At 76.2% G+C, this 11,258-nt stretch carries 9 protein-coding genes; 7 read left to right on the top strand and 2 right to left on the bottom strand.

The genetic code is table 11. The annotated features are described in order from the left end of the window. The first annotated feature begins 242 nt into the window (after positions 1-242). The 3 genes from MXD62_RS40890 to MXD62_RS24965 all read left to right on the top strand — a co-directional run bounded on the left by MXD62_RS40890 (position 243) and on the right by MXD62_RS24965 (position 5,635). Complete coding sequence (locus tag MXD62_RS40890; protein WP_285224173.1) at positions 243-884, top strand: WhiB family transcriptional regulator; 642 nt, start codon at positions 243-245, stop codon at positions 882-884. Between the two features lie 120 nt (positions 885-1,004). Then, on the top strand, positions 1,005-4,061 hold the full coding sequence (locus MXD62_RS24970) for a glycosyltransferase (RefSeq protein ID WP_248831888.1): 3,057 nt from the start codon (positions 1,005-1,007) through the stop codon (positions 4,059-4,061). Beyond that, complete coding sequence (locus MXD62_RS24965) at positions 4,058-5,635, top strand: DUF5719 family protein (protein WP_248831887.1); 1,578 nt, start codon at positions 4,058-4,060, stop codon at positions 5,633-5,635. Before MXD62_RS24970 ends, MXD62_RS24965 begins: the two co-directional genes overlap by 4 nt. Before the next feature lie 63 nt (positions 5,636-5,698). On the opposite strand, the gene manA is transcribed toward MXD62_RS24965, so the two are convergent. Both manA and MXD62_RS24955 read right to left on the bottom strand, forming a co-directional pair. Next, complete coding sequence (gene manA, locus MXD62_RS24960; protein WP_248831886.1) at positions 5,699-6,991, bottom strand: mannose-6-phosphate isomerase, class I; 1,293 nt, start codon at positions 6,989-6,991, stop codon at positions 5,699-5,701. A gap of 70 nt (positions 6,992-7,061) precedes the next feature. Further along, entirely contained in the window at positions 7,062-7,457 is a 396-nt protein-coding gene (locus MXD62_RS24955) for a metallopeptidase family protein (RefSeq protein ID WP_041254899.1), read from the bottom strand. 373 nt (positions 7,458-7,830) lie between these two features. Between MXD62_RS24955 and MXD62_RS24950 the strand changes: the two genes are divergently transcribed. The 4 genes from MXD62_RS24950 to MXD62_RS24935 all read left to right on the top strand — a co-directional run bounded on the left by MXD62_RS24950 (position 7,831) and on the right by MXD62_RS24935 (position 11,225). Beyond that, positions 7,831-8,241 (top strand): DUF3499 domain-containing protein, encoded by a 411-nt coding sequence (locus MXD62_RS24950; protein ID WP_248831885.1) that lies wholly within the window; start codon positions 7,831-7,833, stop codon positions 8,239-8,241. Positions 8,242-8,474: 233 nt separating this feature from the next. Then, entirely contained in the window at positions 8,475-9,836 is a 1,362-nt protein-coding gene (locus MXD62_RS24945) for a phosphomannomutase/phosphoglucomutase (protein WP_248831884.1), read from the top strand. Then, a complete protein-coding gene (locus tag MXD62_RS24940; RefSeq protein ID WP_018501528.1) occupies positions 9,836-10,036 on the top strand; it encodes a Trm112 family protein in 201 nt (66 codons plus the stop codon). Before MXD62_RS24945 ends, MXD62_RS24940 begins: the two co-directional genes overlap by 1 nt. Positions 10,037-10,055: 19 nt before the next feature. Next, a complete protein-coding gene (locus tag MXD62_RS24935; protein ID WP_248831883.1) occupies positions 10,056-11,225 on the top strand; it encodes an SIS domain-containing protein in 1,170 nt (389 codons plus the stop codon). The last annotated feature ends 33 nt before the right edge of the window (positions 11,226-11,258 follow it).

Raw genomic sequence — 11,258 nt, 5'->3', positions numbered from 1 at the left:
GGGGACCCTCCGTGACGAGCCCCAGTGACTGTGAGCTATGGTCTCATCGCTGGTTGTAGAAGATGTTGCGTCGGTGGGGTTGACGCGGCCAAGTCTGGCGCGTGTAATTACCGGCGTGTCATTCCCCCCGTCGACGGGACTCGTGCGGTAGGGCGACGTCCGGTCGGAATGGATCCCAGGCGTCGTGCGCCGGCGTCCGGGGGGGTGGCCGACCGCACCGCGACGGGTCTGGAGGAGTCCATATGGAGCACACCGACGCGGGCGTCCACACCGTCCTGGCGGACGTCGAGCGTCCCGCTGAGCACGACACGGGTCCGGTCGGGGAGTCAGGGCCCGTGGCACGTCCGCTGCCCGTTCCCGTTCCCGGGCCGCCGGCACTCGCGGCCGGAGCGGTGCACCCGCGCCCGGCCGCGGCGTCCGCCCTGGCGGTCGCGCCGCCGGTCATGCCCGGGCGGGGCCGGCCCGAGCTCGTCGAGACCGGATACGACTCCGCGACCGACGACCTCGACGACGATGTGGACGACGAGGGCGACGAGGACGAGGACGAGGCGCGGGACGGCGCGTTGGTCGGCCCCGGGGGCGTCACCCTGCCCCGCGGCGACGGCTCGCTGTCCGACTCCCTCGCCCAGGTGATCGACATCGGCTTCGGCGACCTGCTCGGCGAGACGATGGAATGGCAGGAACGGGCGCTGTGCGCGCAGACCGACCCGGAGGCGTTCTTCCCTGAGAAGGGCGGGTCGACCCGGGAGGCGAAGCGCATCTGTTCGGGCTGCGAGGTGCGGGTCGAGTGCCTCGAGTACGCACTGGAGAACGACGAGCGGTTCGGGATCTGGGGCGGCATGTCCGAGCGGGAACGGCGCAAGCAGCGCCGCCGGGCAGTCTGACGGCGGATCCACCAGGCGGCGCCCGCGATGACGAGACCAACGCGGGACGCCGACCACCACCGGTGGGCGGTTCGTTCCCAAGGAGCCGTTCGTCCCGGTCAGCGGGTCGTAGCGGTCGTCGTGACGCGGCGGGATCAGCCCGCGGCGCCCGGCGGCCACGACCCGCGACGAAACGGTCTCGGCAGTACTGGCACCGCTGCGGCGGTCGATGCGGGCCCGGTGGGCCCGGTGGCCGCGCTGACCGCGTCGACCCGCCCGCCCGAGCGGATCGTGGTCGTCCGTCTCGGCGGCCCCGCGATCCCGGCGCAGCGAACCCCGGCGCAGTGGGTTCCGGCGGCGGACGGCCCCACGCAGCCGAGCCCGGACCCTGACGTCCCGAGCCTTCCCGCCCGAGACGTCCCGGGCCTGCCCGCTGGGGACGTCCTGAGCCTGCCTGCCGGGACGTCCTTCGGTGTCGCGGTCGCGGCCGGTATCCGGCACGGTGGGCTGGGCGGCGCGCCCGACACCTTCTACTGGCTGATCCACGACGGCGTCCTGCCACGGCCCGACGCCCTGGAACGACTGCTCACCTACGCCCGCGTCGACCCGGGCGCGGCGGTCCTCGGTCCCAAGGTGCTCGACGCCGCCCGACCGGAATTCCTGCTCGAGGCGGGTGTGACGGTCGACCGGGCCGGCCGGCGGATCACCGGTGTCGTCCCGGGCGTGCCCGACCACGGTCAGCATGACGCCGTGCGGGACGTGCTGGCTGTCTCCTGCACGGGGATGCTCGTGCGAGCCTCGGCCTGGGAGCGGCTCGGCGGCCTGGCCGCGGACATGACCGCCGGCCTCGATCTGGATCTCGGCGCCCGCGCGGCGCGGGCGGGCCTGCGGGTCGTCGTCGTGCCCCCGGCGGCGGTGCTGCTCGCACCGCCCGCACGCACCGACGTGCCTCTCGCTGACAGGCCTCTCGTGTCCGGCGCGTCCCGCGCGGGCGACCGTGTCGGGAGGGTCGCGGGAGCGCGGGTGCGGCTCGCGCTGACGGCGGCGCCCTTCCTCGTACCGGCCGTGCTCGCGTTGGTGGTCGCGGGCGCGGCGCGGGCCGGTGCCCGCCTGCTCCTCCCGGCCCGGGACAGCGGTGATCTGAGCGGCCCGCGTTCCCGCGGCCGGTGGCGCGACGCGTTGACCGAGCTGTGGATTGCCGGCGCCGTCCTCGCCGGCCCGCGGCCCCTGTTCCGGATGCGCGTGCGGTTCGGCCGGTGCGTGGCGGTGCCGCGCCGCGCCGTGCGCGAGCTGCTGTCGGCCCGACCCCGCGCGGTCGCCGACCGGGCGCCGCGTGGCCCCCGCGCGGCCGCCCCGCCGCGGGCGCTCGCGGTGGTGATGGCCCTGTTCCTCGGGGCGGCTGGCCTGGCCGTCCGCCGGTTGCCGCCGGACGCCGTCGGCGGTGGCGTGCCGATGCCCGAGTACGCCGGTGATCTGTGGTCCGTGGTGTGGTCCGGTTGGCAGGGCTCCGTGGGCGGCGTGCTCGGCTGGCCGGGCTCCGCGCCGCCCTGGACGGCTCTGCTCGCCGCGCTGTCGTCCGTCGCCGCCCCGGTCGGTCTCAGCGTGGCCGCGACCTGCTCGGTCGTGCTCGCCGTCGCTCCGGCCGCGGCGACCTACCTCGCGTACCGGGCCTCGGGACGGCTCGTCGGCTCGCGCGGCCCGAGGCTCGGCCTGGCGGCCCTGTACGGGGTGTCCCCGCCGGTCACGGGATCAGTGCTGGCCGGCCGGATCGAGACCGCCGTCGCCCTGGCGGTGCTGCCCGCCGTTCTCGCGGCGGGGGACGAGTTCCTTTGTGGCCGGACGGTCCGGGCCGGAGCGAGCGGTTCCGGAACCGGAACCGGCCTCGATGCCGATGCCGACGCCGACGCCGACGCCGGTGGGCGCGGGCGCGCGGGCTGGCGGCTCACGGTCTCCCTGGCCCTCGTCGTCGCGTGCGCACCGGTGCTGGCACCGATCGCGCTGGTCGGCCTGCCCACGGCGGCCTGGGCCGTCCGGAGATCACGGCCGCCGGGCACGCAACCGCCGCCGGTCGGGCCGGTGCCGGTACTTGGTGTGCTGATCGCGGGAGCCGTCCCCCTGCTGCCCGGCCTCGTCACGGGGGGCGTCGGGTGGTGGCCCGCCACTGTGTCGCCCCTGTCGGGCTCGGAGCTGACCGGCCTGGTGGACGGCGCTCCCGGTGACGAGGGGCGGGCCGCGGCGCTGTGCCTCTTCGTGGCACTGTGCCTCTTCGTGGCGCTGTGCCTGCTGCTCACCGCCTGCCCCCGCCTGCTCGGCCGTCGGGCGTCCTCCGGGGCCGGTGGTGTGGCCACCGGCTGGGCGCCGGCCACGGCCCGGGTCGGGGCGATCCTGCTCGGCGGATGCGTGCTGGCGTTCGCCGCCGGCCTGGCCACCGCGACGCCGATCCCGGGTCCCGCGCAGGAGGAGAGCCCGGCCCGCGCGGTCGCCGCGCTGAGCCGGACGGGCGGACCAGGCGCGCGCGTCCTGGTGCTGCGCCGGTCCGGGCCGTCGGGGCCGGTCGCGTACAGCCTGGCCGCCCAGGGCGGGCCTAGGTTCCCCGCCGCCGCCCCGCACCGGCCGTCCTCCGCTGCCGACCGGGTGCTCGCGACGCTCGTGGCGGACATCTCCGCCGGTCTCCCGGACGCCGCCGACGCGCTGCCGGCGTTCGGTGTGGCCGCGGTCGTCGTCCCGGCGGGTTCGGCCGACCCGGCGCTGGTGGCCGCGCTCGACGCGGTGGACGGCCTCTCCCGGGAGAAGCGCGGCCCCGACGTGCTGCTGTGGCGCCCGGTCCCCGCCCCCGGCGCCGGGGAAGGCACGACCCTGCTCCGGCTCGGCTCGCCCGGTCCGGCCGGATCGACCCGGCTGCCCGGCGGTGCCGCGGGGCGCCGGGTGGTGCTCGCCGAACCCGCCGATTCCGGCTGGCGGGCGACCCTGGACGGCGCGCCACTGCCCGCGGCGGTCGCGGACGGCTGGGCGCAGGCGTTCGTCCTGCCGGCCGAGGGCGGCCTGCTCGAGGTCTCCTACGATCACCACCGCCACCGCGCCGCCGTGCTGGCGACCGCCGCAGCCGGGGCGCTCCTGCTGGCCACGGGCCTCTTGGCCGCCGTCCCGCGCCGGCGCCGCGGCCGCCGCGCGGCGGCCACGCGGGCGGAGACCACGTGAAGCGGATCGTGGTGCCGGTCGGGGTGGCGTGCCTGGTCGGGGTGGTCGCGGCCCTGCTCACCACGGCGGGGCCTCGCCCGCCCGCAGCCGTCCCCAGGCCGGTCACCGCGGCCACCCTGGACTGCCCGGATCTCGGTCTGAGGGGGCAGGTGCCCCAGCTGCTGGACGTCGTGCGCGGCTCGGGGCCCGACGGGGTGGTCCGGTCGTCCGGTGGCGGCGCGCTGCTCGGCGGCGACCGCCAGCACGACGAGCTGCTCTACCTGCCGCGTCCAGACTCGGGTGGCCCGGACCTGGGCCACCCGGACCTGGGCGGGCCGGACAGCGGCCAGTCGGTGGCGCGGGGGCCTGCCGGCGGTCCGTTGCGGCTTGTCGCGACCGGGTCCGCCGCGGCCGGCCTCACCGCGACCGTGACCTCCCCCGGGTCGGGAGCGGGACCGTTGCGAGCCCGCTGCGAGCAGTCCCGCGCGCGGACGTGGTTCGCCGGCCCGGCCACCGTCGCCGGCCGCGATCCCATCCTGTACTGGACGAACACCGGTCCGCGGCCGGCCCGGGTCAGTGTGGGCGCCGTGTCGTCGGGCCAGACTGCGCCCCGGGTGGAGGTGACCGTTCCGGTCGGGCGCACGGTCAGCCGGCGCCTGGCCGAGCTCGCCCCCGAGGCGACCGTGACCACCGTCGACGTCGACGTGCACACCGGCCGGGTCCTGAGCTGGCTGGTCGACCGCGCGAGCGGCTCCGGGCCGGCGGCGGCCACGCCTGTGCCGCCGACCGCCGGTCCGGCTACCCGGGTCCTGCTCGGCGGGTTCCTCACCCCTGCCGGGTCCGACGGTGCGGGGGCACCGGCTGCCGGCCCGCCAACGGCCGATCTCGTGCTCTCCGCTCCCGGAGCGGCGGCGATCGTACGCGTCAGTGTGATCACGGCCTCGGGTCGCCACACCCCGGTCGGCCTGGAGGCCGTACGGATCCCGGCCGGCGCGGCGCTGCGCCGGCCGGTCACGCTGACTCCGGCGAGTCCGTCCGCCCTGCTGGTCGAGTCGACGGACGGGGGCGGGATCGTCGCGGCGCTCGGCCTGCCCACCGGCGTGGCCGCGGCGGCCCCCGCGGCGCCGGGCGGCGGTCCGCCGAACGGGCGTACCTGGGTCGCCGGGGTCGTTCCGGAGCGGCCCCGCTGGGCGGGCGTCGTCGTCGGTGACCCGGGCGCGGCCGGGCCGACGCCGCCGGGTCTGGTCGTCGCGTCGGCGCCGGTACCGGCCTGGACGGCCGGCGCGCTCGTCCTGGTCGCGCCCGGGCGGGCCGCCACCGTCTGGGTCGACGGCCGCCGGTTCGAGGTTGGCGCGGGCCGCGCGGTGCTGGCGCCGCTGCCGGCGGGCCGCGTCGGTGCGCGTGTCGTCGGCACCGGCGGCCCGCTCGTCGCGAGCCAGGTCCTCGGCACCGCGCCGCCGTCCGCGGGAGCGCCGTCCGCGGGAGTGGCGACCGCGCTGGTGCCGCGGACCGTCTCGGCCGTCGTGCCGCTTACCGGCACGTGGCGCCTCCGGTACGGTCCGGCGTCGCTGGCCGATCCGCGCGTCGCCTGGTGAGCGGCACCCGCCCCGGCCGGACGAAGGTGTAGTGGTCTGCGTGTGCTCTCTGTCTGGCCGGGCTCAGACGCGGGAGCCCGCGGCGAAGACCCGTCCCGTGCCGGTGAGTGTCAGGGCTGCCGGGCCGGTCACCAGGGCCGAGCCGCCGCGGCGCAGGGTCATCGGCGCCAGCGGCGAGCCCGCCAGGTCCGTGCCCGCGACCTCGACGCTGCCCTCCACCGCCAGCAGCACGGACGTGTCGGGCACCGCCACGCTGCCCCCGGCGCAGACAGCCTCGCGCAGGACGAAGTCGTCCACCGGCACATCCCAGGCCCGCAGCTGGCCGCCGGGGCCGGTCGCCAGCGGGCGCGGGGTGAGTACCGGCGCGCCGGTGGGGCGCGGGTCGAGGATCCGCAGCAGCTCGTCGACGTCGATGTGCTTCGGGGTGAGCCCGCCACGCAGGACGTTGTCCGACGTGGCCATGATCTCGATCCCGACGCCCTGGACGTAGGCGTGCAGCAGCCGCGCCGGCTGGAACAGGCCCTCGCCGGGGCGCAGCGTGACGTCGTTGAGCAGCAGCGCCGCGGCGATGCCGACGTCCCCGGGGTGGGTCTCGGCGAGCAGCAGGACGAGCTCGGCCGCGCGACGCAACTGCTCGTCCGCGTCGGGGGAGACCCGCCCGGCGGCTGCGACCACCCCGGCGGCCAGCTCCTCGCCGGCCTGCGGGGGGAGTGTCAGCAGGCTGCGTAGCACCTGGGTGGCGCCGCCGGCCGGATCGGTCGCCAGGGGCGCGAACGCGGCGATCAGGCCGGGATGGCCGAGCCCGCGCGCGACCGCGAGGGTGGCGCCGGGCGCCCGGATGCCGGCGAGGGCCCGGAACGGCGTCAGGGCCACGATCAGCTCGGGTTTGTGGTTGCGGTCCCGGTAGCGGCGGCGCGGGTCGTCGGGAGCGATCCCGGCGGCCTGCTCGGCGTCGAAGCCGGCGCGTGCCTGCTCCGCGTTCGGGTGGACCTGCAGCGACAGGGCCTTGTCCGCGGCCAGCACCTTCAGCAGGAAGGGCAGCTCACCGACGAGGTCGGCGGCCGCCCGCCGGCCTGAGGTTCCGGTGTCCACGACCTCGGCCGGGGCCTGGGGGTGGGTGCCCAGCCACAGCTCGGCGACGGGCTCCCCGTCGGACGGGATGTCCAGCAGGTCGGGGATCGCGGTCGGCGAGCCCCAGGCGTAGCGCTGTGCCCGGCCGTGCAGCTCCAGGACGCGGACCGGGGCACGCGGCGGTGGTGGTGCCCCGCGTGGCGCGCCCGCCGGTCGGCCGGTCCGCGCGTCCCACCTCCGAACGGACGTCCCGGTGTTGGCTGGTGTGGTCTCCCCGATGGTCACACGTGTCTCCGTCCCCGCGTCGGCGGTCGTGAGCGGCTCTGAGCCCGTCGGGTGGCTCTCGTGGTGGGCCCTACTCCTCGTCGTCGCCCCAGCCATGGCCTTCGGGGTCGATCACGGCCGGGTCGACGTCCATCATCTCGGCGACCTCGTGGATGATCGCGTCGAGGACCAGCTCGGCGAGGTCCTCGTTGTCGACGGCGCGCGCTTCGAGCGGGCGCCGGTAGATGACGATCCGCCGCGGCGTGGCCGAGCGGCCCTTTCCGGTGGCCGGCTGGTAGTGCGCCAGCGGGATGCTGTCGTCGGTCACCGTGATCGGCGGTACATCCTCGACGGCGAACTCGACGTCGGCGAGCTCGGCGGACCACCGGTGGTCCAGGTGCTCGACCGCGTCCAGGACGAGGTCGTCGAAACGCTCACCGCGGGTGGCGTAGGCGGGCACGTCCGGGGGTAGGAGCGTGCCACGCATGCCGCGGCCGCGCCTGTCCCGCCGTCGACGAGCGGGGATCGGGCGTCCGGCCGCGGGGAAGCGCACCCTGGGCGTGCTGGCTGGTTCGGCCATCGTGCCAGGGTAACGCCGGGTCCGTCCGGCGATCACCGCGGCGGCGTGGCGAACCGGGCAAGTCGGCTCCGGACCCCCGCCACACCCCCACCTAGGGGGGCCCGACCAGGATCGACACGGCGTCAGAAGGCGGTTTTGGTCGAAGCGTGTGCGACGTTCTGGTGTAATTGTGTGCGTGGAGCAACCGGGCGATAACCACTGCGTCACAGTGACCTCTGTCGGTGCGCGACACGGCGGGCGGTGGTGGCCGTCGCCCGTTCCGGGGTCTACCGTCCGGAACGTGAAGCCTCGGCGCTGCTCCCGCTCGGCCTGTTCCGCGGCCGCGATCGCCACGCTCACCTACGCCTACGCGGAGTCCACCGCCGTACTCGGTCCGCTGTCGCCGTTCGTCGAGCCGCACTCGTATGACCTGTGTGGGGTCCACGCCGACCGGCTGACCGTGCCGCTCGGCTGGGCCGTGGTCCGGATCGAGGCCGAGCAGGCCGAACACCAACAGGCCGGCCAGGAGCCGACGTCCGACGACATCGAGGCGCTCGCCGACGCCGTGCGTGACTCCGCCCCGCGCCGTGGGCCGGAGCCGCCCACCGGTCCGGCCGGTCCCGCTGGTCCCGGTGCGGTGCCGCCCGGCGGTCCCGGCGGTCCCGGTGGCCGTGGCCGCGGCCACCTGCGTGCGGTGCCGAGCCCGTCGTGACGTCCGAGCCCGTCGTGACGTCCGCCTGACCCGCCCGCGTCTGACCCGCCCGCCGCCGCGGTACCTCGCACCGGCGCACCGGCGCCGGCCTGCCATGCCTCGTGACGCCGTCCCGCGCCGAACCCGTCCCGCGCCGAAGCCGCCCCGCGCGGCAAGGCGCTGACGGAGATGTCACCCCGGCCGGATAAGGTCAACCCGGTCGATCGACGCCGGTCAGGGAAGGTGGTTACGGGGTGCACGACCTCTCACGGATCTTCAAGGCATACGACGTGCGAGGTGTGGTGCCGTCCGAGTTCGACGCGGAGGTGGCTCGGGCCACCGGCGCGGCGTTCGTCCGCCTGCTCGGAGCCGACCGGATCGTCACCGCCCACGACATGCGCGAGTCCTCCGTCCCGCTGGCGGCCGCCTTCGCGGACGGCGCCACCAGCCAGGGCGCGGACGTCATCGCCGCCGGTCTCGGGTCGACCGACCTGCTCTACTTCGCGGCCGGCTCGCTGGACCTGCCCGGTGCCATGTTCACCGCCTCGCACAACCCGGCGAAGTACAACGGCATGAAGCTGTGCCGGGCCGGCGCGGCGCCGATCGGGCAGCAGACCGGCCTGGCGGAGATCCGGGCGCTGATCGAGGCCGGCGTGCCGGAGTACACCGGCCGGCCGGGCACCGTCACCACCCGCGACCTGCGTGACGACTACGCGCGTCACCTGCGCTCCCTCGTCGACCTGAGCCGGATCCGCCCGCTGAAGGTCGTCGTGGACGCCGGCAACGGCATGGCCGGTCTGACCGTCCCGGCGGTGTTCGACGGGCTGCCGCTGACCGTCACCCCGATGTACTTCGAGCTCGACGGCTCCTTCCCGAACCACGAGGCCAACCCGATCGAGCCGGAGAACCTGCGCGACCTGCAGGCCGCCGTGCGCTCCTCGGGCGCGGACATCGGGCTCGCCTTCGACGGCGACGCCGACCGCTGCTTCGTCGTCGACGAGCGCGGCGAGATCGTCTCCCCGTCGGTCATCACCGCCCTGGTCGCCGAGCGCGAGCTGCGCCGCGAGCCGGGCGCGACCATCATCCACAACGTGATCGTCAGCCGGGCCGTCCCCGAGCTGGTGACCGAGCGCGGCGGCGCGCCGGTGCGCACCCGCGTCGGCCACTCGTTCATCAAGGCCGAGATGGCCCGCACCGGCGCGGTGTTCGGCGGCGAGCACTCCGGTCACTTCTACTTCCGGGACTTCTGGCGCGCGGACTCCGGCATGCTCGCGGCCCTGCACGTGCTGGCCGCGCTGGGCGGGCAGGGCGGCCCGCTGTCCGGCCTGCTCGGCGGCTACGCCCGCTACGCGGCCTCCGGGGAGATCAACTCCGAGGTCGCGGACGCCGACGTGGCGATGAACGAGGTCGAGAAGGCCTACGCCGCCCGGGCGGTCGACATCGACCGCATGGACGGGCTGACCGTGTCGCTGGCCGACGGGTCGTGGTTCAACCTCCGGCCGTCCAATACCGAGCCACTGCTGCGCCTGAACGTCGAAGGGCGCGATGATGCCACGATGTGCCGGCTGCGCGACGACATCCTCGTCTGCATCCGCGGTGGAAGGGAGAACTCCTGATGAGCCTCGACCCCCTGTTGCTGGAGATCCTCGCCTGCCCGTGCCCGGAGCATGCTCCGCTGCGGCAGGAGACGCTGGACGGCGCTCCCGTGCTGGTCTGCGAGTCGTGCGGTCTGGCCTTCCCGGTCCGCGACGACATCCCGGTGATGCTGCTCGACGAGGCGAAGCCGTTCCCGGCCGCGGCCGGATCCTCGTCCTGACCGGCGCCGCGCGGCCCGCGTGAACGTCGACGAGCACATCCTGGACGACGCGCGCAGGCTCGAGGCTGCGGACACGCTCAACCTGCTCCCGAACACGGCCTCGGCTGCGCGCCAGGTCCGGGAGAGCTGGCGCCTGGCGCAGGAGGCCGGTGTCGGGTCGCTCGCGGCCGACGGCCGGCCCCGCGCGGTCGTGGTCGTCGGGGTGGGCGCCTCGGCGCTCGCCGGGGACGTGCTCGACGCCGTCGCCGGGCAGGCCGCACCGGTGCCCGTGATCGCGCACCATCGGCACGGGCTTCCCGGCTGGGCCGGGGTGGCCGACGTGGTCCTCGCCGTGTCCGTGTCCGGTACCTCCGCGGAGACCCTCTCGGCCGTCGAGGAGGCGCACCGGCGGGGCTGCCGGCTGGCCGTCGTCGGCCCCGCGGAGTCTCCGTTGTCCCACCTCGCGGAGCTGGCCAGGGCGCCGTTCGTGGCGCTGCCCGACGCCCGGCCGGCGTACACCGGACTGTGGTCGCTGGCCGTCCCGCTGCTCGCGGCCGCGGCGGCGCTCGGAGTGCACCGCGAGGGCGAGGCCGCGATCGAGGCCGCCGCCGTGCGCCTGGAGGCGATGGCCACCAGGTGCCGGCCGACGAGCGAGTCGTTCGTCAACCCGGCGAAGACGCTGGCCCTCGAGCTGGCCGGCGCCCTGCCACTGTGGTGGGGGACGACCCGGCTGACCGAGGTCGCCGCCACCCGGGCCGCGGGTGTGCTCGCGGTGAGCGCCGGTTATCCCGCGCTGGTCGGGGCGCTGCCGCATCCGGCCGAGGACCAGGTCGCCCTGTTCAGCGGAGCCTTCGGATCCGGCAACGGCGGGGCCGCCCCGGACGGCGGCGAAGGCGGCGACGCCGACGACCTGGCCGACTTCTTCCGCGACCGGGTCGATGACGAGGCCGTCGTGCGGCTTCGGCTGATCCTGCTGCGTGATCCCGCCGGTGAGCATCCCGAGATCGCCCGCGCGGCGGAGCGGGCTGTCGTCCTCGCGGGTGAGCACGGCGTCGGCGTCACCGAGCTGCGGGCGGAGGGCACGGCGCCGCTGGAGCGCCTGGCCTCCCTGATCGGCCTGATTGACTTCGCGGGCAGCTACGTGGGACTCGCACTCGGGGTCGACCCCGGCGCCGCGCTGCGGCTGCGGGAGATCGGCACCCCCCGCTGAACCGCTGGCTGCTGGACGGCTGACTGCCGCACC

The organism is Frankia sp. Mgl5, from assembly GCF_023242985.1.
Taxonomy (GTDB): domain Bacteria; phylum Actinomycetota; class Actinomycetes; order Frankiales; family Frankiaceae; genus Parafrankia; species Parafrankia soli.
This window is presented reverse-complemented; position numbering and strand designations above follow the sequence as displayed.

Coding starts and splice junctions, on each gene's coding strand:
- MXD62_RS40890 (WP_285224173.1), top strand. CDS start 243: ATGGAGCACACCGACGCGGGCGTCCACACCGTCCTGGCGGACGTCGAG.
- MXD62_RS24955 (WP_041254899.1), bottom strand. CDS start 7,457: ATGCGTGGCACGCTCCTACCCCCGGACGTGCCCGCCTACGCCACCCGC.
- MXD62_RS24940 (WP_018501528.1), top strand. CDS start 9,836: ATGAGCCTCGACCCCCTGTTGCTGGAGATCCTCGCCTGCCCGTGCCCG.